Origin of the sequence: Mycolicibacter arupensis, from assembly GCF_002086515.1 — a bacterium.
Taxonomy (GTDB): domain Bacteria; phylum Actinomycetota; class Actinomycetes; order Mycobacteriales; family Mycobacteriaceae; genus Mycobacterium; species Mycobacterium arupense.
The window spans coordinates 1-22,438 of sequence record NZ_MVHH01000017.1 but is presented as its reverse complement, the minus strand read 5'-3'; the positions used below and the strand labels follow the sequence as shown (position 1 = coordinate 22,438).

Sequence of the window (22,438 nt, the reverse complement as noted above, 5' to 3'; positions counted from 1 at the left end):
GGGCGTGCGGGCCTGGGGTGTGCGGAAAATCGGAGTCCCCCGATTGGACACTTATTGACAATCATTGTCAATAAGTCGCAGGCTCAGCCGGCTTGCGCCCCAATCCCCGCCAGCAGCAGCTCCAGGGCCCCCGCGAAGTCTTCGGTCGCATTCGACCGCTGACTGACCCTGCTCAGCGCCGCGATGTGCCGGTGGGCACCGCCTGCCAGCTCGCCGATGCGTCCGGCGATCTCGCGTTGTTCTTGGTCACGCTCCCCTTCGGGCACAAGCCGCGCCAACTCGACCTGCGCACTGCCCATGACCAGGCTCAGCACGGCCCGAAATGCGACGAGCAGCCCGCGGTCAGACAATCCTCCGCGGCTCAGCGCGTCGATCAGATACTCGGCGGCCGGGTAACTCGAGGGCGATACCGTGCGGCGGGTCAGCACCAGCGGAATCGCGTTGGGGTGACTGCGAACCGCCCGCCACAGCGCCGTCGCGATCGACCGTACGTCGTCGACCCAGGCGTCACTCGGCGGCGGAATCTCTACGCCGGCGATCACCGCCTCGGCGACCAGATCCTCGAGACCCTCGCGGTTGGACACGTAGTTATAGAGCGTCATCGGGCCGGTACCCAACGCCGCGGCCAGCGACCGCATGCTCAGGCCCGATAAGCCGTCGCCATCCACAATGCGCAGCGCCGCCGCCTGAACTTCGGCCAGCGTGAATCGGGGCCGCATCGCCACCTTCCTCTTGACACGTACGTCGTACGTAATATACAACACGTACATCGTACGTATGAGAGGAATCGGTATGACTCCCGACACCACCACCACGCACTTCGACTCACAGGGCACGCGGTGCGCCGCCTGGCTCACCCTTCCGCCGCGACCCGGCCCCCATCCGGTGGTCGTTCTGGCTCACGGATTCGGGGCAAACCACACCATGTCGCTCGGCCAGTACGAGCAGCACTTCAGCCAGGCGGGTATCGCGACGCTGGCTTTCGACTACCGCCACACCGGCGACTCCGGTGGCCTACCTCGGCAACGCCTCAGCCTGCGCAACCACCGTCAGGACATCCACGCGGCGATCGACTTCGCCCGCGGCCGACCCGAGTTGGATGCCACCCGGATCGCCTTGTGGGGCAGCAGTCTCGGCGCCATGCACGCACTCAAGGTCGCCGCCGGCCGCCCCGATCTGGCCGCTGTCGTAGTGCAGTGCCCGATCGTCGATGGACCGGCGACACTGCGTCGACTCGGTCTCGGAGCAGCCCTGCGCCTGGGGCCGGCGATGCTCGCCGATGCCGCGCGGCGCCTGGTCGGTGCCACCCCGCACTACGTTCCCATCGTGGGCCCAGCAGGCAGCACGGCCGCGGTCACGGCCGCCGGCGCCCTGCAGGGCTGGCGCGGCGTGGTCTCGCCCGGCGGATCATTCGACAACAGGGTCGGCGCCTCGGATGTACTCGGCATCGCGTTCACCAGCGCCCTGCGGTCGTCCCGCCAGATCGCGGCGCCGCTGCTGGTGTGCGTGTCTGAGCGTGACAACCTGATGGACCCGCGCCACGCCGTCACGGTGGCGCAGCGCGCCCCACGCGGACAGGCCCGCCACTACGACAGCGACCACTTCGAGGTCTATCACCCACCCCTGCTGACTCGCATACTCGCCGACCAGACCGAGTTCTTGCAGAGGAGCTTCGATGCTGCCATCGCGTAAACTACTGTACGACAACGATATCCGTTTCATCGCCGCAGCCAGTCACTGGCCGCAGGAACTGTGGGCGAAGCCCAGCCTGTGCGCTCAATGGACCAACCACGACGTACTTGCTCACCTGGCACTGGGATATCAGGCCTCGCCGGCGGAGATGGGGCTCGCATGGGCGCGCCACGGCGGGTCGTTCGACCGCGCCAACGCCGCTCTCGCGCAAAGGCTTGCACGGCAGCGCACCCCGAGCGAGCTGCTGGCCCAGCTCGCCAGCGCGATGTCGAACCCCCGCGGCGTGGGCAGGGTCTTCCCACGACGGCTGCTCCTGGGCGATCACGTGATCCACGAGCTGGACATCCGCTTTGCTGCTGGGCTGGAATCCGCCGCCGGGCCGGCCCAGTTGGTCGCCGTACTGACCACCCAGGTGCAGCTGCCGAATCCGTTCATCCCCTCGAGGACTTGGGCCCGCGGCCTGGCGTTGCGCGCCGACGACATCGGCTGGACGCACGGAGCCGGGCCCGGCGTTCGCGGAGACGCGGCTCACCTGGCCTCGGTGTTGGCGGGCCGCCCGTGGGCGCTGCGGCATCTCAGCGGGGACGGCGTGGACCTGTTGCGCAAGCGGTTGGCCTGAGCCCATACCGCGATGGAGCCACCTAGGAGAATCGAACTCCTGACCTATTCATTACGAGTGAATTGCTCTACCGACTGAGCTAAGGTGGCGCGCCCGGCCTGAACCGGGCCGGGCCAGTCTACAGGCCGTCGCGCAGGGCCTGTCCAACGGTGGCCACCATGGCTCCGACAGCGAAGCGGGGCTTGACGTTGGCGGCCAGCGCGTCGCGGCACTCGAGCACCGCCTCGATGCAGCGCAGCAGCCGATCCGGCGACGCGTGGGAAGCCATCGCCGCCACCGCATCGGTCATGTCCGGATGATTGGGGCGGGCGACGCCGGCGGGGGCGGCAGCGGCCACCAGGGCATCACGAAAGTAGGTGGCCAGGTCGATCAGGGCCCGGTCCAAGGCATCACGCGAGGCCCGGGTCTGGCGGGACTTCTGCCGGCGCTCCAAGTCCTTGATCACCCCGGCAGTGCCTCGCAGAGTCCCGGCGGTGCCCTTTCCGGTTCCGCCGGCGCCCAGCGCGGTGCGCAGCTCCTCGGTCTCGATCTCCGCGCGCTCCAGGGTCAGGTCCCGGGCTTCGGACTCCGCGGCGGCCACCAACTCGTCGACCGCGGTGAACGCGCGCGAGGGAGTGGCGGCCTCACGCGCCAGCGACAACGCCCGCTGGCGTCGCTGGCGGGCCTCCGGGTCGGTGGCCAATCTCCGGGCCCGTCCCACGTGGCCGCCGCTGACCGCGGCAGCCCAGTCCGCCGTCTCACGATCGAGCCCGTCGGCCTCGATCAGCACCTGAGCGATCGCTTCGGGAGGAGGCGTCACCAGAGCCACATGGCGGCACCGGGACCGCAACGTGATCGCGATGTCCTCGGGATCGACCGACGGGGCGCACAACAGGAACACCGTCGAGGGCGGCGGTTCCTCGACGACCTTCAGCAGCGCATTGGCGGCGCCCTCGGTAAGGCGGTCAGCGTCCTCGACCACGACGATCTGCCAGCGGCCCGTGCCGGGGCGGCGCGACGCGGTCTGCACGATGGCCCGCATCTCGTCGACCCCGATGGACAGCCCCTCCGGCACCACGCGGCGCACGTCGGCGTGGGTGCCGGCCATGGTCGTGGTGCAGGCCCGGCAGCGGCCACAGCCGGGTCCGCCGTCGGAATCGTCGGCGATGCACTGCAACGCCGCGGCGAAACACACCGCCGCGATCGAGCGCCCCGATCCGGGCGGGCCGGTGATCAGCCAGGCATGTGACATACCGCCGGCCGTCATCCCACTGTGAGCCGAATCATGCCGCGCGGCCCGCGCCGCAGCCAGCAGCTCGGCTTCCACCGTCTGCTGGCCCACCAATCGCGCGAAAACCCCGGACATCATCGGTCACAGTAGTGGCTTGACCGGACATTTGGACTCGGGCTTTGTCGCCTCGCCGGATACGGTGTGCTGGTGAGCACCACGACCCTGGTCGGGCGGATCAACCGATTCGTCCGCTGGGTCGTGCGCACACCCTGGCCGGTCTTCACGCTGAGCATGCTGCAAGCCGACATCATCGGCTCCTTGTTCGTGTTCGGCTTCCTGCGGTTCGGCCTGCCCGACGAAGATCGCATCAACCTGCAGGACCTGCCTCGCCTCAACCTGGCGCTCTTCGGCGTGGTGCTCTTTTGCCTGTTCGCCTTCGGCTTTTCGATCAGCACCGCACTCCTGATGCCGGTGTTCCGCTGGCAACGCCGTGAGGCGCTGCTGGCCGACCTGGAGACCAACGGCGACTCCGACCCCGCCGACACTGAACTGGCGCGGTCGCGGGCGCTCCGGATGCCGTTCTACCGCTCGCTGATCAGCATCTGTTACTGGGCCGTGGGCGGGGTGGTATTCGTCGCGATCAGCTGGCAGGTGGTCCACGATGTCGTTCCGGTGGTGGTCACCGCGACCGCCCTCGGTGCGGCCGCCACCGCGATCATCGGCTACCTGCAGTCCGAGCGGGTGTTGCGGCCGGTGGCCGTCGCCGCCCTGCGCGACGGCACCCCGGAGAAACTGCGCGCACCCGGCGTCATCCTGCGCCAGCTGCTGACCTGGCTGCTGTCCACCGGCGTGCCGGTACTGGCGATCGTGCTGTCGGTCCTGGCCGGCAAGGCGTCGTTGCTCAACGCCTCACCGGACAAGCTGTTCACCCCGATCCTGCTGATGGCGCTGGCCGCCCTGGTGATCGGTCTGGCCGGCACGGTGCTGGTGTCCATGTCGATCGCCGACCCGCTGCGCCAGTTGCGGTGGGCGCTGGGCGAGGTGCAACGCGGCAACTACAACGCGCACATGCAGATCTACGACGCCAGCGAACTGGGCCTGCTGCAGGCCGGGTTCAACGACATGGTCCGCGACCTGGCCGAGCGGCAGCGGCTGCGCGACCTGTTCGGGCGCTACGTCGGCGAGGACGTGGCCCGGCGTGCCCTGGAACGCGGCACCGAGCTGGGCGGCCAGGAGCGCGACGTGGCGGTGCTGTTCATCGATCTGGTGGGCTCCACCCAGCTGGCCGCGACGCGACCGCCCAGCGAGGTCGTCAACCTGCTCAACGAGTTCTTCCGGGTGGTGGTCGAGGCCGTCGGCCGGCACGGCGGTTTCGTCAACAAATTCCAGGGTGACGCGGCGCTGGCCATCTTCGGGGCGCCCATCGAGCACCCGGACGCCTCCAGCGCCGCACTGGCGGCCGCCCGTGAACTGCATGACGGCCTGCTTCCGGTGCTCGGATCGGAGGAGTTCGGTATCGGGGTGTCGGCCGGGCGCGCCATCGCCGGCCACATCGGCGCGCGAGCCCGCTTCGAGTACACGGTGATCGGCGACCCGGTCAATGAGGCTGCCAGGCTGACCGAGCTGGCCAAGCTGGAGGCTGGCCACGTACTGGCCTCGGCGGTCGCGGTCAGTGGTGCGGTGGACGCCGAAGCACTGTGCTGGGAGGTCGGCGAGATCGTCGAACTGCGCGGTCGCGCTGCTTTCACTCAGCTTGCGCGACCGTTGCACCTCGCCGCTCTGGACGAGGTGCTGGCCCCCGAGAGCGCCGAGGACACCGAGTCCGCTGCGGCCTCGGCTGCTACGGACTGACTCAGCGCTTCGCGGCTTTTTTGGCCGGTGCCTTTTTCGCCGGGGTCTTGCGGACCGTCTTCTTGGCGGCCTTCTTGACCGGTCCGCGGGCTCGCCGGTCGGCCAGCAGTTCCGCGGCACGCTCGTCGGTGATCGAGGCCACCTCGTCGCCCTTACGCAGGCTGGCATTGGTCTCGCCGTCGGTGACGTACGGGCCGAACCGGCCGTCCTTGATCACCATCGGCTTGCCGCTTGCCGGATCGGCGCCCAGTTCACGCAGGGGCGGAGCCGCAGCCGACTGGCGGCCACGACGCTTGGGCTCGGCGTAGATCTTCAGCGCCTCCTCAAGGGAGATCTCAAAGATCTGCTCCTCGGTGGCCAGCGACCGAGAGTCGGTGCCGCGCTTGAGATACGGCCCATAGCGGCCGTTCTGCGCGGTGATCTCGTCGCCGGACTCCGGGTCGACACCCACCACCCGGGGCAACGACAGCAGCTTCAGCGCGTCGTCGAGAGTGACGGTCTCCAGGTTCATGCTGCGCAGCAACGATCCGGTGCGGGGCTTAGGGCCGACCGGCTTCTTGCCCTTCTTGGCCGCGGCGCCGGACTCGTCGTCGGGGGGCGGCGGCAGGACTTCGGTGACGTACGGACCGTATCGGCCGTCCTTGGCGACGATCTCGTGTCCGGTGGCCGGGTCGACCCCCAGTGACCGGCCTTCCTGCGGGGTGGCGAAGCGTTCCTCGGCCAGCGCCAGGGTCAGCTCGTCGGGCGGAAGTGAGTCATCGAGGTTGGCTCGCTGCGGAGTCGGCTCACCGTCGTCACCGGTGACCATGCGCTCCAGGTAGGGCCCGTTCTTGCCCACCCGCACATAGACCGGCCTGCCCTCGGCGTCGTCGAACAGCTTGATGGAGTTGATCTCGCGGGCGTCGATGCCCTCCAGGTTGACCCCGACCAGCTTCTTGAGCCCGCCGGCCCGCGAGATCGAGCCTTCCACCCCGTAGTCGCCGCCGAAGTAGAAGTTGTGCAGCCAGTCGGTGCGGCGCTGACGCCCGGCGGCGATCCCGTCGAGCTCGTCCTCCATGGCCGCGGTGAAGTCGTAGTCGACCAGTCGGCCGAAGTGCCGCTCGAGTAGTCCGATCACCGCGAACGCCACCCACGTCGGGACCAGCGCGCTGCCTTTTTTGTAGACGTAGCCGCGGTCCTGGATGGTCTTGATGATCGAGGAGTACGTCGAGGGCCGCCCGATGCCCAGCTCTTCGAGCGACTTGACCAGCGACGCTTCGGTGTACCGCGCCGGAGGGTTGGTGGCGTGGCCGTCGGGGTTCGCCTCGGCGGCGTCCACCCGCTGGCCCTGGGTCAGCTGCGGCAGCCGCCGCTCGGCGTCGTCGGCTTCACCGCCGGCCAACTCATCGACGGTCTCCACGTAAGCCTTGAGGAAGCCCGCGAAGGTGATGGTGCGGCCGCTGGCGGCAAACGTCACCTGCGACGCCCCGGAGTTCCCGCCGATTCGCAGGCTCAACGTGGTGCCGCGAGCGTCGGCCATCTGCGAGGCGACCGTGCGCTGCCAGATCAGCTCGTAGAGCCGGAACTCGTCGCTGCCCAGCTCGTTGCGCACCGCATCGGGGGTGGCGAAGGTCTCGCCGGCCGGCCGGATGGCCTCGTGGGCTTCCTGGGCGTTCTTGACCTTGCGGGTGTACTGGCGTGGCGACGGCGAGACGTATTCCTCGCCGTAAAGCTGGCGCGCCTGCGTGCGGGCCGCATCGATGGCCGACTGCGACAGCGTCGTCGAGTCGGTACGCATGTAGGTGATGTAGCCGTTCTCATAGAGCCGCTGGGCAATGCTCATGGTCCGCTCGGCGGAGTACCGCAGCTTGCGGCCCGCCTCCTGCTGCAGCGTCGAGGTCATGAACGGCGCATAGGGCCGCCGGGTGTACGGCTTCTCCTCGACCGACGTCACGGCCAGCGAGGCGCCCTGCAGCCCGGCCGCCAGCGACGTGGCCGCGGCCTCGTCGAGCACCCGCACCTCGTCCGGCTTCTTCAAAGCCCCCAGCGAGTCGAAGTCACGGCCGCTGGCCACTCGCAGCTCGTCGACCGCGACCAGCCGCGCGGTGAAGGTGGGCGGCGAGGCGGTGGGATCGGAGACGCTGGCGTCCAGTTGGGCGACCACGTCCCAGTAGGAGGCACTGCGGAACGCCATCCGCTCACGTTCGCGCTGCACGATGATCCGGGTAGCCACCGACTGCACCCGGCCGGCCGACAGCTTCGGTGCGACCTTCTTCCACAGCACCGGGCTGACCTCGTAGCCGTACAGCCGGTCCAGCACGCGCCGGGTCTCCTGCGCGTCCACCAGATCGATGTCCAGGTCACGGGGGTTCTCGGCGGCGTTGCGGATCGCCGGCTCGGTGATCTCGTGGAACACCATCCGTTTGACCGGGATACGCGGCTTCAGCGTCTCCAGCAGGTGCCAGGCGATCGCCTCGCCCTCCCGGTCACCATCGGTGGCCAGGTAGAGCTCGTCGACATCTTTGAGCAGGCCCTTGAGCTCGGTGACGGTGGCCTTCTTGTCGGGGCTGACGATGTACAGCGGCTCGAAGTCGGCGTCGACGTTGACACCCAGGCGCGCCCAGGCCTCCGTCTTGTATTTGGCCGGCACATCGGCAGCGTTGCGCGGCAAGTCGCGAATGTGCCCTCGGGAAGATTCGACAACGTAGTTGCTGCCCAGGTAGCCCGCAATTTTCCGCGCCTTGGTAGGCGACTCGACTATGACGAGCCGCCGGACGGGTGTCTTATCGCCGTTGCGGGCGCTCACCGTCTTAGAGTCAGCCACGTTGCGCTTACCACTCCACTTCCGTCCGCACCGCCAGGTCACGTTGCCGGTGGACAACTGACAATCTCGCACTCACGACCGCGCCGATGCAAACCGGCGTTCAGCAGTGCATTCTGTCAAAGCCCGTCCCTATGCCCCGGGATCGAGGCTCCGACACGCGGCCATTGACTCGACGCGTCGGGGTCAGCAGGTGATTCCCCGACGTTTTCCACCAGCCGCGACAGCCTGCGCCGGCCGGTGATCCGCAGCGCCGGGTGGCTCCCCCGGGTGCCGATCAGGGTGGGCGCGATACCGGCCCGCATCATGGCCGAGGCCAGCGGCTCGAACGTGTCCGGCGCGTGCGGGTCGAGCCCGAGCAGATACCGGTCGTCCTCGGCCGTTCCGGCCGCCAGCGTCCAAGCACGCAGCTCACGCGGACCGGGCAGCCACTGCGGCGGCACGGTCTTGACCGCGCCGCGCGTCCACGCCTGGGCCAGGGGACGCAGGCGTGCGTCGACCGCAGTCCGCACCAGCGGGGTGTCCTCCTCGGTGCGGGTCACTTCCGGCGCCAGACCGGCCTCGCCGATCAGCTCAGCCAGCGCCACGGCGCGCCACCGGGAGTCGACGACCACTGACAGGCGGGCCCCGTCACCCACCAGGACGATCTGTCCCGGGCCAGCCAGCAGCCCAGCGAGATCGGCAACGCTGGGCGGCACCGACTCGGCCGAAAAGAAGGAAAGCTGGCTCACGTCACCGACAGTAAGCGGTCCACCATCCGGCGGCGTCCGGGGCGCGCTTACCCACCCGAAACGAAACCCCCCGGTTGAGCTCCATTGGCGGGAGCTGCCCGGGGGGTGACGTCAAATTCCGTGGCTCAGACGGCGCGGACGCCCGTGGCCTGGGGGCCCTTGGGGCTCTGCCCAACCTCGAACTCCACCCGCTGGTTCTCCTCAAGGGTGCGAAAGCCGCTTCCCTGGATCTCCGTGTAGTGGACAAACACGTCAGCCGAGCCGTCCTCTGGTGCGATGAAGCCGAAGCCCTTTTCCGCGTTGAACCACTTCACAGTTCCCTGTGGCATTTGTCGATCTTTCCTTACTCTTCTTGCTCGGTGCCGGGGCACCGTTGTTCGGAGCACCGCATTTCGCTGCCCCGGGCCTGTTCCGACCGCCGTACCCTGGCGGTCGGCCGGTGTTGCCACCCAACCAATCCCCGCGGGAACTGCGGCCGCAACCACAGATCCTGCGAAGGCTTAACACGAACACAGAAGCTACGACCGCCATCAGTCAACCATGTTCATGGCGCTGAGGACAGACTGCGGTGTCGAAATCTCGGCCGAAGGGTGAACAATACGGCGGCGGGCTTTCACGGCCGGCGGTTCAGCGAGACGCGACGTAAGAGAGCGAAGCTGGGACCGCCGGATAAACCGGGTAATTGAGGACGGACGAATGACGGCGAATTTCGGCGGCGAATTGCTGGCCGCCGCTCTCGCCGGGGTCGACGCCGGTGAAGATCCCCTGCGGCATGTCGCCGATCTGCCGGCGTCCGCGGGCCGCGTGGGCAGTTGGCCCGGTTGGGCCGATCACGACGTGATCGGTGCCTTCACCGGACGCGGAATCGAGGCCCCGTGGTCGCATCAGCTGGCCGCCGCCGAACTGGCGCACGCCGGGCGCCACGTGGTGATCAGCACCGGCACGGCGTCCGGAAAATCGCTCGCCTACCAGCTTCCGGCGCTGCAGGCCCTGGCGAGCGATCCTCGCGCCCGGGTGCTCTACCTGTCACCGACCAAGGCACTGGGACACGACCAGCTGCGTGCGGCGCACAGCCTGAGCGCCGCGGTTCCGCGACTGGCCGGGGCGGCCGGTGCGGTGGCGCCCACCGCCTACGACGGCGACAGTGCCGCCGAGATACGCCGGTTCGCCCGGGAACGATCACGCTGGGTGTTCTCCAACCCCGACATGATCCACCTGTCACTGCTGCGCAATCACGCCCGCTGGGCGGTCTTTCTGCGCGGGCTGCGTTTCGTGGTCGTCGACGAATGTCACTACTACCGGGGAATCTTCGGCTCGCACGTGGCAATGGTGTTGCGACGACTGCTGCGACTCTGTGAGCGTTATGCGGCACCCGGGTCGGCACCGCCGACGGTGATCTTCGCCAGCGCCACCACCGCGTCGCCGAGCGCCAGCGCGTCGGCACTGATCGGACAGCCCGTCGCGGAGGTCACCGAGGACGGGTCGCCGCATGGGGCGCGGACGGTGGCGTTATGGGAGCCCGCCCTGCGCACCGACGTGACCGGCGAGCACGGCGCGCCGGTGCGGCGCGCCGCAGGTTCCGAAGCGGCCCGGGTGATGGCGGACCTGATCGCCGAGGGGGCGCGCACCCTGACCTTCGTGCGCTCCCGGCGCGGTGCAGAACTCACCGCGTTGGCCGCGCGCACCCGACTGGAATCGATTGCGCCGGCCCTGGTCGACAAGGTGGCCTCCTACCGGGCCGGATACCTGGCCGAGGACCGACGCGCCCTGGAGCGCGCGCTGGCCGACGGCCGGCTCTACGGGTTGGCGACCACCAATGCACTGGAACTCGGCGTGGACATCGCCGGCTTGGACGCCGTCGTGATCGCCGGATTTCCCGGCACCGTCACCTCGTTCTGGCAGCAGGCCGGACGGTCGGGCCGGCGCGGGCAGACCGCGCTGATCGTGCTGGTTGCCCGTGACGACCCGCTGGACACCTATCTGGTGCATCATCCCGAGGCCCTGCTGGACAAACCGATCGAGCAGGTGGTGATCGACCCGGTCAACCCCTACGTGTTGGGGCCGCAGCTGCTCTGCGCGGCAGCCGAACTGCCGCTGACCACCGCCGAGGTGACGCAGCTGGGCGCAGAGCAGGTGGCCGCAGACCTGGTCGCCGAGGGATCGCTGCGGCGCCGCGCCGAGAAGTACTTCCCGGCGCCGGGACTGGACCCGCACGCGACGGTGGACATCCGCGGCTCGGCCGGCGGGCAGGTCGTGATCGTCGAAGCCGACACCGGGCGACTGCTGGGCAGCGTCGACGCGGGCCGCGCGGCGGCCACCGTCCACACCGGGGCGGTGTATCTGCATCAGGGTGAGAGCTATCTGGTCGATTCGCTGGACCCCGAACGCCAGATCGCCTTCGTCCACGCCGAGGATCCCGGTTACGCCACGTTCGCACGGGAGATCACCGCCATCGAGGTGACCGGTGAAGGGGAACGACGCCGGTTCGGCCCGGTCTGTCTTGGCCTGGTTCCAGTGACCGTGACCCACCAGATCGTCGGTTACCTGCGGCGCCTGCCGACCGGCGAGGTCCTGGACTTCGTTGACTTGGATGTGCCCCCGGCAACGCTGCCCACCATGGCGGTGGTCTACACCGTCACCGTTGAGGCCCTGGCCGGCTGCGGGGTGGACGAGCCCGCCATCCCAGGGGCCTTGCATGCCGCCGAGCATGCGGCGATCGGCCTGCTGCCGCTGGTGGCCAGCTGCGATCGGGGCGACATCGGCGGCCTGTCCACCGCGGTGGGTCCCGAAGGCCTCGGCGGTCTGCCCAGCGTCTTCGTCTATGACGGCCATCCTGGCGGGGCGGGCTTCGCCGAGCGGGGATTCCGGGCTGCGACCACCTGGCTGACCGCGACGGCAGAGACGATCGAATCCTGCGAATGCCCACAGGGCTGTCCCTCGTGTGTGCAGTCACCCAAATGCGGCAACGGCAACGATCCCCTGCACAAGGACGGCGCGGTGCGGGTGCTGCGACTGGTACTCGACGAGCTCGACGGCTCGCGCGGTGACCCTGACTGACTGCGGGAGTCGGCCGACCCCCCGAACGGCCGACTCCCCCGAGCCCTTACCCCGCCAGCTGCATCGCAGCGACGGGCGTCTGGCGCGCGCAGAATCACGCGGGACAGTAAGACGAACGGTCGAGAGATGCGATCCGTTCCCAATCCGGTACAGGACCGGATGCGGCCGTAAGTTACCGGCTACACCGGATCCTTCGCAACTCGACAAGGCGCCCGATTGCGCGAAATTCGCCCCAATTCCGGGAAATTATTCGCTGTTGATGCTGGTAGAAGCCCACTTCCCGTAATATCGACGAATTATGGCGCACGACTGGTTACTGGTGGAGACGCTCGGTGGTGAACCGGCAGTAGTCGCGCAGGGCCGTCAGGTGAAGAATCTGGTGCCGCTCGCGCAGTTTCTGCGACGCAGCCCACACCTGCCGTCGATCCAGACGGCGATCGCCGAGTCGGTTCGCTCCGGGCAGGCCTTGGCCAGCATCACAACGCGCCGCGATCGCGTGATTCGCACCGAGCCGGTGGTGATGTCCGACGGCCGGGTGCACGGCGTGCACGTCTGGACCGGGCCGGCCGACATGGAGCCGCCCGAGCGGCCCATCCCAGGCCCGCTGAAGTGGGACCTGACCCTGGGGGTGGCCACCGATACCCCAGAGTCGCTGGCCAACAGCGGCAAGGACCCTGAGGTGGAGGCCACCCACGGCCGGGCGTTCATCGAGGAGTTACCCGCCCGCGAATTCACCCCCAACGAGAACAAGGTGCTGGCCCTGGCGATCCGGGCCGAAGCCGGCCAGGCCCTCTGCAGCAGCTGGGATGTCACCGATTTCCGTGGCGAGCCCATCCGGGTGGGATTCGTGGTGCGCACGGCACGTGAGTCCGTTGCCGGTGGTCGCGAACATCTGGTGTCGCGCGGGATGAACTGGCGCAGCCAGTTCGAGGGCGCGCCTGCGCGACCCGATTTCCTGGCGCAGCAGATCCTGCACGCGCTGGCGCAGCCGGGCGTGTACCGGGCCATGGGCGATCTGTCCAACCGGCGGCTGCTGAAGTGGCTCGACGAGCCGTGCCCGCTCTACGACTGGCGCAGTCCGGCGGCATCACGAGTTCACCCAGACGACCAGGAGCAGGCCGCCCGGATGGAGAACGACATGGCTCGCTCGCAGGCACCGGTCAGCGGCGTGCTGCGGCTGCTTCAGCAGGACGGCGGATGGGCACCCGTCCATGTGACCGTCACCCAGGTGGAACTCGACGAAGGCACCATGGCCGCCTTGGTCGCGCTCCGCGTGCCCACCGAGGCCGAAGTCAACGGGGCGGGTTTGGGTACCTCCGGATCTCCCTAACCGGCTGGCCCGGCGCGCGCGGCCGCACGGGCGGGACCGAACCGCCAGCCGGGCACGGGTATCGCCACAGCGATCACCACATCGAGTCCCTCTACAGCGCAGTTGATTTCACCGGCCCGCATCCGCGAGCCCAGCCTGACGGCTTGCTCGCAGGCGCTCGCCGGCCCAGCCGGAACCCCGCTTGCGCCGGCCAGTGCGGCCAGGTCGGCCACGGCCTGCGCACGGTGCCGCGCGATGACCGCGCCGCCGAGCAGGAATCCACCGCCGGTAAGGCTCAGCAGCGTGGCGACCATCGCGGCGGCGGCCACGGTGGCTGCGCCGGCCTCACCCCGGCGGTTCGAGCGCCGAGACGGACTCGGCCGCGACGGCCAAGCCGGGCAACAGGATCGGGCGAGCGGTGACCCGCGCCACCACCAGGTCACCTTCGGCATGCAGCTGCACCGTCGCACCGGCCGGGGCGATCTGCCGCACCACGACGGTGACCGCGGAGACATCACCGCGCGCCCCCAGCCGGGCCGCTTCGCGTGCTGCGTCGATGCACCGGATCTGGGTAGATACCGCGCTGATCCCGGCCACACACAGCACAAGCACCGAGACCAGCGCCGCCAGCGCGAATGCCGCCTCGACCGTGCTGGCGCCGGCGTCGTCGGCGCAGGGCGCATGGCCGCACATCGCCTGTCAGACTTTGGTGCTCAACGCACGGGCGATGACCCGATTCAACGCCGACACGATCGAATCGCCGGTGACCACCGTGTACAGGATCGCGCCGAACGCCGCTGCGGCCACGGTGCCGATCGCGTACTCCACCGTGGACATCCCGGATTCGTCATAAGCCAGTAGCGCCAGCTTCGCACCGAGACCGCGGACCACGCTACGTGCTTGCGGCATAAAACTTTTCATCGCTCCTCCTTGATCAACACCCGTCGGGTTTCCGCGGCCGGCCCGCGAAGCATCGGCGCGATCACAGCAGACCCGATCGCAGGACATCGCCGGCCAGACCGGCCACCACCGGCACGATGCCCAGGCAGACAAAGGCAGGCAGGAAGCACAACCCCAGTGGGCCGGCGATCAGCACCCCGGCCCGCTCCGCGGCGGCCGTGGCAGAATCCGAAGCCTCGGATCGGCACTGGACGGCGAGCTCGCCGAGACCAGTAGCCAACGCCACACCGGAGGACCCGGATCTTCGGGCCAGGCGCAGCACTGCGGTGGTCGTCGAGTCGAGGCCACCGCCATCGCGGCTGTTGGGCTCCGACCAGGCGATTCCCGGTTCGGCACCGAGCGCTAACAGATCCGAGCCCCGGCGCAGGGCCGCCGCCAGCTGTGGCGGCGCATGCCGGGCAGTGGCGGCGGCCGCTCCCGAGACCGACATTCCCGCGTTCAGACACAGCGCGAACACCTCCAGGTCCGCGGCGAGCGCCAGCGCGTCGACTCCCCGATCAGCCGCGCGCAGCGGCGGGGGCTGCGCTCGCAGTGATCCAGCACGTGACCGGACCGTCGCCGGCCCTGCAGCGGCAAGTATCGCCAGGGCCAGCAACAGCGCGGCGCCGCTCACGCGCCGCCACCCAGCCCGCTGGTGATCCGATCCGACCACAGCAGGCCCGCGCAGACCAGACTCACCCCTATCAGGGCCAGCACTCCTCCCGATTCGCTGAGCAGGAACGGGACCGGACGCGCGCCGATCACTTGGCCCAGCAGCACCCCGAGCACCGGCAGGCCGGCCAGAAGTGTCGCCGAGGCGCGAGCGCCGGCCATCCCGGCTGCGGTGCGCGCCGAGAATCGGTGTCGGGCAGTCATGTCGTTCTGCGCGGCCTGCATCAAGCTGGCGATCGCCACGCCGTGGCGCCCCCCGAGCTCCCAGTAGGCGGCGAGCCGCTCCCACTGCCCGGGCAGCGCCGACGCGCGCGCCGCATCGCGCAGGCCGTGCGCGACGTCGGCGCCCAGCCGGGCCCGAGCGGCGACGCCGCCCAGACCTGCCGCAACCCCGCGGTGGGTGGATTCGGCGGCCGCGACGGCGAATGCCCGCAGCGGATGTGCGCCAATACGCAGCTCACCGGCCAGGACCTCCAGCGCGGCTTCCCAGGCCCGCGACTCCGCCGCCGCCCGCCGGTGCCGGCTGCTACGGCGGCGTCGTACCGCGGCCGTGGCCACCACCACCAGACCGGCCAGCCAAACGCCGAGCGGTAGGACGATCCCAGCGAGCGCAACCGCGCCGATCGTCACGCTGATAAGGCCCCACCGAACGGCCCCACGGCGCCCCTGTCCGTGGCGCGGGCGGCTGTCAGGTGCAAGACGGCCGCGCGGTGACACGCCCAGCAGCAGCGCCATGGCCAACGCCAGCGCGGAACTCGCCGGTCCGATCATGCGGGCAACCGATCGCGCAGCAGGTCGTGCAACTCGCCGGCATGGCGAGTCAGGCCGATCCCGGCCTGCCATACCGGTGCCGCCTGGACCTGCCAGGAATCGGCACGGCGCAGCAGTGAGATGTCGGTGAGCCGGCGTCTGCCGTCAGGCCCCCGTGCGACGTGCACCAGCACTTGGACGGCTGCCGCCAGTTGGCTGTGCAGGCCGACACGGTCCAGACCACCCAGCGCGGCGAGCGCTTCAAGCCGGGCGGGCACGTCGGCTGGGTTGTTGGCATGCACTGTTCCGGCGCCGCCGTCGTGGCCGGTGTTCAAGGCCGCGAGCAGATCGACCACTTCTGCGCCCCGCACCTCTCCGATCACCAACCGGTCCGGGCGCATCCGCAGGGCCTGCCGAACCAGGTCGCGTAACTCCACCGCACCGGCGCCTTCGACGTTGGCCGCGCGCGCCACCAGTCGGACCAGATGCGGGTGGCGGGGCTGTAGCTCGGGTGCATCCTCGACGCAGATCAGGCGCTCCCCGTCACCGACCGAGCCGAGCAGTGCGGACAGCAGCGTCGTCTTGCCTGCTCCGGTCCCACCGGAGACCAGGAACGCCAGCCGCGCGGCAATGACGTCGGACAGCAACTCGGCAGCCTGCGGTGCGATGGCGCCCACCTCGATAAGGGCGGCAAGATCCTGGGTGGCCGGCCGCAGCACCCGTAACGACAGACAGGTGCCGTCGGCGGCGATGGGCGGCAGGATCGCATGCAGGCGCACGGTGAATTCGCCGGTGCCGATCCCGCGCAGTTGTCCGTCCACCCAGGGTTGAGCGTCGTCGAGCCGGCGCCCCGCGGCTACCGCCAGCCGCTGGGCCAGCCGCCGAACCGCAGCTTCGTCGGCAAAGCGGATCTCGGTACGCCGCAGGCCGCCACCGTCGTCGACCCACACCGCATCCGGGGCGGTGACCAGCACGTCGGTGGTGCCGGCCGCACACAGCAGGGGCTCCAGCACTCCGGCGCCGGTCAGCTCGGTCTGCAGCACCCGCAGACTGGACAGCATCTCGGTGTCGCCCAGGACGCCGCCGGATTCGGCGCGGATCGCTGCCGCCACCATCTGCGGCCGCAATGCCGACGACTCCCCCGACTGCGCCGCGAGACGCTCCCGGACGCGGTCGATCAGCGAATCCCTCATGACACCAAGGCTTTCCGCTGGGGCAGAACGGCAAGGACTCGCGCCGCCGCCACGGCCAGCGGGGCACGGCGATGCAACCTCAGACCCGTGTACTCCAGCCGGTGAGACAGCCGCGGCTCGGCCCGTAGCGAGGTCAGCAGGGGGAGCCCGACGATGTCGGCCACCTCGGCAGCGCGCAGGCCGCCCGGGGCCGGTCCACGCGCGACGAGTCCGACATTGGGGTTCAGCGCCCGAAGTCGCGACGCGATCGAGGCGCCCGCGGCACACGAACGCACGTCGCAGGGGCTCACGAGCACAGCCAGATCTGCGGCCCCTAAGGCCGCCTCGACCGGATCGGTCCACGTCCGCGGTAGGTCGCAGACCACGGTGACCCCGCCGCGACGGGCCGCATCCACGACGGCTTCGACGGTGCCGCTGTCGATGTCGGGCACGTCAGCCTCGGGGTGGCCGATCGATGCGGCCGACAGGACACTCACCCCACGCTGGCGGGGTAGCGCGGCGCGCAGCGCCGGCCAGGTCAGTCGCCCGCTGCGCTGCGTCAGGTCACGCCAGCGCAGGCCGGAGGTGCGCTCGGTTCCGACCAGCAGGTCGATGCCCCCGCCCCACGCATCCAAGTCCACCAGCAGTGCGTCTCCAGCGCTCTGCGCCAGTGCCGCGGCCAGCAGCGAAGCCCCTGCCCCGCCGCGCGCGCCGATCACGGCGATGACATCGCCGCAACGGCCGCCGTCGCGCACCGACTCGCCCGCCTCGGCCAGCTCGGTCACCAACTCGTGGGCGTCGACGGGCAATGCCAGCACGCCTTGCGCACCTGCTGCCACCCCGGCCTGCCAGTCGGCCGCAGTGGGCGAAACGCCGGTGAGCACCACCACATGGGGGCGGCGCGGCAGCCTGGCCGGACCACACCGAGCGGCGGCCTCGCGGTCAAGCACGACGGCCGACGCCGCCGACCAGGCTCTGCGGCTCGGCATGGCGGGGCCGAGGTGGATCACGCGCATACCGACCGCCGCGGCCACCCGATCGACTTCGTCGCGCAGGGCGGCTTGGGTGACGAGGGACAACAGGCCGGTGGCGGCGTTCACCGCCTCACCGTGGCGCGACAGCGCCCCTGAGCGCCATGACGACCATGCCAACTGTGGATGAAAAATCCGACTGTGGATAACCCGGGGTAATGCTAGGACGAATAAATCAAACTATTCGTATGCATAGCCAGATCTGAAACACGTTTCAGTCAACGGGAGGAGGCTCCGGCGAATTTTTTACCGGTGAAAAAAGACGACCCCCGCCAGGGGGGGAGGAGGCGGAGGTCGTCGCGTATCAACCCCGGGGGGTCGGGCCGATACACCCTCGGCATAAGCCGAGTGATGCCACTATACACATGACTGGGTGGTCGGGCGCAAGTGTTACATCAAATGCACGCCGGCTGTGCCTCACTGTGCGTGAGGTGCTCTTTCGGGCGTAGCGCCCGCTTGGTTGAGGCCGCCGACCTATGCTGAAGCGGTGACCGCATCCACCCCGCAGCCGCAGTCACCACCTATCCCGTCGGCGGCCCCCACCGATCTTTCCGGGCCACCTAGGACCCGTACCGCAGCCTTTCTGGACCTCGACCAGACGGTGATCGCGAAGTCCAGCGCGCTGGCGTTCAGCAAACCCTTTATGGACCAGGGACTGATCAATCGTCGTACGGTTCTCAAGTCGAGCTACGCGCAATTTCTCATGCTGCTCTCGGGTGCCGACCATGACCAGATGGAGCGGATGCGGGCCCACCTGACCAACATGTGCACGGGCTGGAATGTGGATCAGGTCAAGGCGATCGTCAACGAGACGATTCACGACGTGGTCACGCCGCTGATCTTCGCCGAGGCGGCCGAACTGATCGCCGACCACAAGCTGTGCGGCCGGGACGTGGTGGTGGTGTCGGCCTCCGGCGAGGAGATCGTCGCGCCGATCGCCCGCGCGTTGGGCGCGACGCACGCCATGGCGACCAGGATGGTCGTCGCCGACGGCAAGTACACCGGGGAGATCGCGTTCTACTGCTACGGCGAAGGCAAGGTGCAGGCGATCCGCGAGCTGGCCGCTCGCGAGGGCTACCCGCTCGAGCACTGCTATGCGTACTCGGACTCGATCACAGACCTGCCCATGCTGCAGGTGGTCGGGCATCCGTCGGCGGTCAACCCCGACCGCGCGCTGCGCAAGGAAGCGCTCGCCCACGGCTGGCCGATACTGACCTTCTCGCGTCCGGTCTCGCTGCGGGACCGGATTCCGGCACCGTCCGGTGCCGCCCTGGCCACCACCGCAGCCGTCGGAATCAGCGCACTGGCCGCCGGAGCCCTGACCTACTCCGTGCTGCGTCGATTCGCGCGCTGACCCACCTGCCAGCAAACATCACTGGTCACAATCCGATGACACCGCGCGCACTGTGCGCGATTGACCCTTGCTGTGGCGTGCATCACGTAGTACAAAGGAAGCACGGAAGCCGGCAAGGCCAGGGTCGACCCGGAAGAGAAGGATCGATCTCCCGAGCCGCACTTCCCAGTACGGAGAGCGGTACCCACGCGGAGCCACAGCCGCGAAGATGGCAGAAGTGTTGCGGGCCTGCGTAATTGCGGAACGTGATCGGTGTTAGCAGCCCTTTGGGTGGGGTTGCAGCCGAAGAACACCGCAGGAGCGCCGAGGCCACCCACGCAGCCCACGTTGGACGCTTGGTAACCGTGTACCGTACTAGCGGGCGGCGAGCCGAATCCCTTCGGATCGCCGCCCGCTTCGTACGTTCTGCAGGGTCGCCACAGGCGCCTAGCGACCTGCCTCAGCAATCCCCAGAGCATCAAGCGCACCAGTGCGCATCGCGCCGCAACACAGCAGCAGCCACGCGGTGACACCCTCAGCCGAACCACTCGCGAACTCCTGCGCGGCCCGCCGGTAGTCGCGCGCCTGGCGCATCCAGCTCACCTCGGGTACGCCCAGTCCGTGCCTGTCCAACCCGCTGGCGATCGTGACCAGCCGGGCCGCGCCGCGAGCCACCACCCCATCGGCACTGCCGAACGGCGCCAGTGTCAGCAGTTCACCGTGCACCACCGCGGCGAAAACCGGTGCGGCCACCGAAGTGCCCCCGGTGGCGAGGTCGGCCAGCATCTCCAGTCGCCGGCCCACGGCCGCACCGCCCTCGGGCCGCCCAAGGCGGTCCTCCTCGACGAGGTCCGCGGCGGCCAACACGTGCAGCCGCGCCAAGGCCTGCAGCGGCGCACGCCGCCACACCTCGACCAACGTGGTCTCTCCGCCCTCCAACGCCTGGGCAACCCGCAGGGCACCGGCGAACACCGGATCGGAAGTCGCCGCGGCATCCACGGCCGCGGGCCCCCCGTCGAGCACTGATGAGGCCCGCGCCGCCCGCAGGGAAGCCTCCGCGGCGCTGACCGGCCAGCCCCGCATGTTCGTCTTGTGCCGGTGCACCCGCGCCAACTCGTCGCGGACCTGCTCACTGGCCTCGGCCACACCGGGCAACGCCAGTAATGGGGCGAGTGGATCCCGGGCATTGGTCACGGGCTATAGACACTACCGCCGCGGTGATTAGGCTCCTGACGGTGAGCAGCAACTCAGACACCTCTCCCGCCCCCGCAGCATCGACGTATCCGCCGTCGGCGCAGTTCGCCGCACAGGCCAACGCGGGTCCCGAGTTGTACCGTGCAGCCGATTCCGATCGCCTCGCATTCTGGGCCGAGCAGGCCAACCGGTTGAGCTGGGCAACCCCGTTCACCGAGGTCCTCGACTACACCGACGCCCCGTTCGCGCGCTGGTTCGCCGACGGCAGGCTCAACGTGGCCTACAACTGCGTGGATCGCCACGTGGAACAAGGCCACGGCGACCGGGTGGCGATCCACTGGGAGGGTGAGCCCGTCGGCGATACCCGCACCATCACCTACGCCGACCTGCTGGCCGAAGTCTCGCGCGCCGCGAACGCGCTGACCGGGCTGGGACTGGTCGCCGGTGACCGGGTGGCCATCTACCTGCCGATGATCCCCGAAGCCGTCATCGCGATGCTGGCATGCGCGCGGCTGGGTGTCTTGCACACCGTGGTGTTCGCCGGCTTCTCCGCGCACGCGCTGCGTTCCCGGATCGACGACGCCCAGGCCAAGGTGGTCATCACCTCCGACGGTCAGTTCCGCCGCGGCCAACCGGCACCGCTCAAGCCCGCGGTCGACGAGGCTTTGGACGACGCCGCCGAGCACAGCAGTGTCGAGCACGTGCTCGTGGTGCGTCGCACCGGAGGCGACGTCTCGTGGAATCCCGATCGCGACCTGTGGTGGCACGACGTGGTGGAGCCCGCGGCATCGCAGCACACCCCCGAGGCTTTCGAGGCCGAGCAGCCGCTGTTCCTGCTCTACACGTCGGGCACCACGGGTAAGCCCAAGGGCATCGTGCACACCAGCGGCGGCTACCTGACCCAGGCCGCCTACACCCACCACAACGTCTTCGACCTCAAAGCCGCATCCGACGTCTTCTGGTGCACCGCCGACGTCGGGTGGGTCACCGGCCACACCTATGCGGTGTACGGGCCGCTGGCCAACGGCGCCACCGAGGTGATCTACGAGGGCACCCCCGATTTTCCGGACCACCACCGGCATTTCCAGATCATCGAAAAGTACGGTGTGACAATCTATTACACCGCACCAACGTTGATCCGCACGTTCATGAAGTGGGGCCGGGAGGTGCCCGATGCTCACGATCTGTCCAGCCTGCGTCTGCTGGGTTCGGTCGGCGAACCGATCAACCCCGAGGCCTGGCGCTGGTACCGCCGGGTGATCGGCGCCGATGCGGTGCCGGTGGTCGACACGTGGTGGCAGACCGAGACCGGCGCGGCGATGATCACCCCGCTGCCCGGGGTGGCCGCGGCCAAGCCGGGCGCCGCGATGACGCCACTGCCCGGGATCTCCGCTCGCATCGTCGACGACCACGGCGATCAGTTGTCTCCGGACGATGCCGGCGGGGAACCGGTGTCGGGTTACCTGGTCATCGACCAGCCGTGGCCGTCCATGACACGCGGCATCTGGGGTGACCGGCAACGCTTCATCGACACCTACTGGTCGCGGTTCGCCGAGCAGGGCTGGTATTTCGCCGGTGACGGCGCCCGCTACGACGCCGACGGCGACATCTGGGTGCTGGGCCGGATCGATGACGTGATGAACGTGTCCGGGCACCGCATCTCCACCGCAGAGGTGGAATCCGCCTTGGTCAGCCACGAAGCGGTGGCCGAAGCCGCGGTGGTCGGCGCCATCGACCAGCAGACCGGCCAACGGATCTGCGCGTTCGTGGTGCTCGCCGCGTCGCACAGCAGCCTCGGCAATTCGATCGTCGGCGAGCTTCGCGAGCGCGTCTCGATAGAGATCTCACCGATCGCCAAGCCCCGCAACGTCCATGTGGTGCCCGAGCTGCCCAAAACCCGCAGCGGCAAGATCATGCGGCGGCTGCTGCGCGACGTGGCAGACGGACGCGATCTCGGCGACACCTCAACGCTGGTGGACCCCAGCGTGTTCGACGCTATCCGGGCGGCCGACTAGGCCACACCGGGCTAGCTGTTGTGACCACGGACGTTAGGTACGGCGTGGCGTGGTGACATGAAG

At 69.2% G+C, this 22,438-nt stretch carries 20 protein-coding genes and 1 tRNA gene; 7 read left to right on the top strand and 14 right to left on the bottom strand.

Annotated elements, in window-relative coordinates; translation table 11 throughout:
- Positions 1-83: 83 nt before the first annotated feature.
- Positions 84-719 carry a TetR/AcrR family transcriptional regulator gene (locus tag BST15_RS10500; protein WP_046189720.1) on the bottom strand — a complete coding sequence of 212 codons (636 nt, stop codon included), beginning with the start codon at positions 717-719 and terminating at the stop codon, positions 84-86.
- A gap of 73 nt (positions 720-792) precedes the next feature.
- On the opposite strand from BST15_RS10500, the gene BST15_RS10495 reads away from it, so the two are divergent.
- On the top strand, positions 793-1,692 hold the full coding sequence (locus tag BST15_RS10495; RefSeq protein ID WP_046189713.1) for an alpha/beta hydrolase: 900 nt from the start codon (positions 793-795) through the stop codon (positions 1,690-1,692).
- The gene (locus BST15_RS10490) at positions 1,676-2,311 is read left to right on the top strand and encodes a maleylpyruvate isomerase family mycothiol-dependent enzyme (protein ID WP_046189714.1); all 636 of its coding nucleotides are present in this window, start codon (positions 1,676-1,678) and stop codon (positions 2,309-2,311) included. The genes BST15_RS10495 and BST15_RS10490 overlap by 17 nt, the downstream gene beginning before the upstream one ends.
- 13 nt (positions 2,312-2,324) lie before the next feature.
- On the opposite strand, the gene BST15_RS10485 is transcribed toward BST15_RS10490, so the two are convergent.
- A tRNA-Thr gene (locus BST15_RS10485) sits at positions 2,325-2,400 on the bottom strand.
- A 29-nt stretch (positions 2,401-2,429) separates the two neighbouring features.
- Positions 2,430-3,656 carry a DNA polymerase III subunit delta' gene (locus tag BST15_RS10480; protein ID WP_198528303.1) on the bottom strand — a complete coding sequence of 409 codons (1,227 nt, stop codon included), beginning with the start codon at positions 3,654-3,656 and terminating at the stop codon, positions 2,430-2,432.
- A 69-nt stretch (positions 3,657-3,725) separates the two neighbouring features.
- On the opposite strand from BST15_RS10480, the gene BST15_RS10475 reads away from it, so the two are divergent.
- Positions 3,726-5,372 carry an adenylate/guanylate cyclase domain-containing protein gene (locus BST15_RS10475; RefSeq protein WP_046189721.1) on the top strand — a complete coding sequence of 549 codons (1,647 nt, stop codon included), beginning with the start codon at positions 3,726-3,728 and terminating at the stop codon, positions 5,370-5,372.
- 1 nt (position 5,373) lies between these two features.
- Here BST15_RS10475 and topA read toward each other — a convergent pair whose 3' ends face one another.
- From topA to BST15_RS10460, 3 genes are all read right to left on the bottom strand, one after another.
- Entirely contained in the window at positions 5,374-8,175 is a 2,802-nt protein-coding gene (gene topA, locus BST15_RS10470) for a type I DNA topoisomerase (protein WP_046189722.1), read from the bottom strand.
- A gap of 116 nt (positions 8,176-8,291) precedes the next feature.
- Positions 8,292-8,903 carry a hypothetical protein gene (locus BST15_RS10465; protein ID WP_046189716.1) on the bottom strand — a complete coding sequence of 204 codons (612 nt, stop codon included), beginning with the start codon at positions 8,901-8,903 and terminating at the stop codon, positions 8,292-8,294.
- Between the two features lie 125 nt (positions 8,904-9,028).
- Complete coding sequence (locus BST15_RS10460; RefSeq protein ID WP_005138711.1) at positions 9,029-9,232, bottom strand: cold-shock protein; 204 nt, start codon at positions 9,230-9,232, stop codon at positions 9,029-9,031.
- Positions 9,233-9,599: 367 nt separating this feature from the next.
- Here BST15_RS10460 and BST15_RS10455 point away from each other — a divergent pair, with 367 nt between their 5' ends.
- A complete protein-coding gene (locus tag BST15_RS10455; RefSeq protein ID WP_046686428.1) occupies positions 9,600-11,960 on the top strand; it encodes a DEAD/DEAH box helicase in 2,361 nt (786 codons plus the stop codon).
- A 298-nt stretch (positions 11,961-12,258) separates the two neighbouring features.
- Entirely contained in the window at positions 12,259-13,290 is a 1,032-nt protein-coding gene (locus tag BST15_RS10450) for a PAS domain-containing protein (RefSeq protein WP_046191414.1), read from the top strand.
- On the opposite strand, the gene BST15_RS10445 is transcribed toward BST15_RS10450, so the two are convergent.
- From BST15_RS10445 to ssd, 7 genes are all read right to left on the bottom strand, one after another.
- Positions 13,287-13,598, bottom strand: coding sequence for an Rv3654c family TadE-like protein (locus BST15_RS10445; protein WP_234708298.1), 312 nt, complete (start codon positions 13,596-13,598; stop codon positions 13,287-13,289). The two genes, BST15_RS10450 and BST15_RS10445, sit on opposite strands and share 4 nt — an antisense overlap.
- Before the next feature lie 16 nt (positions 13,599-13,614).
- A complete protein-coding gene (locus BST15_RS10440) occupies positions 13,615-13,962 on the bottom strand; it encodes a TadE family type IV pilus minor pilin (RefSeq protein ID WP_083070935.1) in 348 nt (115 codons plus the stop codon).
- Positions 13,963-13,968: 6 nt separating this feature from the next.
- Positions 13,969-14,178 (bottom strand): DUF4244 domain-containing protein, encoded by a 210-nt coding sequence (locus BST15_RS10435; protein WP_046191415.1) that lies wholly within the window; start codon positions 14,176-14,178, stop codon positions 13,969-13,971.
- Between the two features lie 73 nt (positions 14,179-14,251).
- Entirely contained in the window at positions 14,252-14,842 is a 591-nt protein-coding gene (locus BST15_RS10430; RefSeq protein WP_188108760.1) for a type II secretion system F family protein, read from the bottom strand.
- Complete coding sequence (locus tag BST15_RS10425; protein WP_083070934.1) at positions 14,839-15,651, bottom strand: type II secretion system F family protein; 813 nt, start codon at positions 15,649-15,651, stop codon at positions 14,839-14,841. Before BST15_RS10425 ends, BST15_RS10430 begins: the two co-directional genes overlap by 4 nt.
- The gene (locus BST15_RS10420; protein WP_046191268.1) at positions 15,648-16,823 is read right to left on the bottom strand and encodes a TadA family conjugal transfer-associated ATPase; all 1,176 of its coding nucleotides are present in this window, start codon (positions 16,821-16,823) and stop codon (positions 15,648-15,650) included. Before BST15_RS10420 ends, BST15_RS10425 begins: the two co-directional genes overlap by 4 nt.
- On the bottom strand, positions 16,820-17,902 hold the full coding sequence (gene ssd / locus BST15_RS10415; protein WP_083070933.1) for a septum site-determining protein Ssd: 1,083 nt from the start codon (positions 17,900-17,902) through the stop codon (positions 16,820-16,822). Before ssd ends, BST15_RS10420 begins: the two co-directional genes overlap by 4 nt.
- Positions 17,903-18,356: 454 nt before the next feature.
- Here ssd and BST15_RS10410 point away from each other — a divergent pair, with 454 nt between their 5' ends.
- Positions 18,357-19,187, top strand: coding sequence for an HAD-IB family hydrolase (locus BST15_RS10410; protein ID WP_046191270.1), 831 nt, complete (start codon positions 18,357-18,359; stop codon positions 19,185-19,187).
- A gap of 426 nt (positions 19,188-19,613) precedes the next feature.
- Here BST15_RS10410 and BST15_RS10400 read toward each other — a convergent pair whose 3' ends face one another.
- A complete protein-coding gene (locus BST15_RS10400) occupies positions 19,614-20,360 on the bottom strand; it encodes a hypothetical protein (protein ID WP_046191267.1) in 747 nt (248 codons plus the stop codon).
- A 41-nt stretch (positions 20,361-20,401) separates the two neighbouring features.
- Here BST15_RS10400 and acs point away from each other — a divergent pair, with 41 nt between their 5' ends.
- Positions 20,402-22,375 carry an acetate--CoA ligase gene (acs, locus tag BST15_RS10395; protein WP_046191266.1) on the top strand — a complete coding sequence of 658 codons (1,974 nt, stop codon included), beginning with the start codon at positions 20,402-20,404 and terminating at the stop codon, positions 22,373-22,375.
- Positions 22,376-22,438: the final 63 nt, after the last annotated feature.

Bases quoted from the DNA above. Each gene is read 5' to 3' on its own strand.
- BST15_RS10495 (WP_046189713.1), top strand. From the start codon at position 793: ATGACTCCCGACACCACCACCACGCACTTCGACTCACAGGGCACGCGG.
- BST15_RS10450 (WP_046191414.1), top strand. From the start codon at position 12,259: ATGGCGCACGACTGGTTACTGGTGGAGACGCTCGGTGGTGAACCGGCA.
- BST15_RS10480 (WP_198528303.1), bottom strand. From the start codon at position 3,656: ATGTCCGGGGTTTTCGCGCGATTGGTGGGCCAGCAGACGGTGGAAGCC.
- BST15_RS10500 (WP_046189720.1), bottom strand. From the start codon at position 719: ATGCGGCCCCGATTCACGCTGGCCGAAGTTCAGGCGGCGGCGCTGCGC.
- BST15_RS10425 (WP_083070934.1), bottom strand. From the start codon at position 15,651: ATGATCGGACCGGCGAGTTCCGCGCTGGCGTTGGCCATGGCGCTGCTG.
- BST15_RS10490 (WP_046189714.1), top strand. From the start codon at position 1,676: ATGCTGCCATCGCGTAAACTACTGTACGACAACGATATCCGTTTCATC.
- BST15_RS10460 (WP_005138711.1), bottom strand. From the start codon at position 9,232: ATGCCACAGGGAACTGTGAAGTGGTTCAACGCGGAAAAGGGCTTCGGC.
- BST15_RS10440 (WP_083070935.1), bottom strand. From the start codon at position 13,962: ATGTGCGGCCATGCGCCCTGCGCCGACGACGCCGGCGCCAGCACGGTC.
- BST15_RS10420 (WP_046191268.1), bottom strand. From the start codon at position 16,823: ATGAGGGATTCGCTGATCGACCGCGTCCGGGAGCGTCTCGCGGCGCAG.
- BST15_RS10435 (WP_046191415.1), bottom strand. From the start codon at position 14,178: ATGCCGCAAGCACGTAGCGTGGTCCGCGGTCTCGGTGCGAAGCTGGCG.
- BST15_RS10455 (WP_046686428.1), top strand. From the start codon at position 9,600: ATGACGGCGAATTTCGGCGGCGAATTGCTGGCCGCCGCTCTCGCCGGG.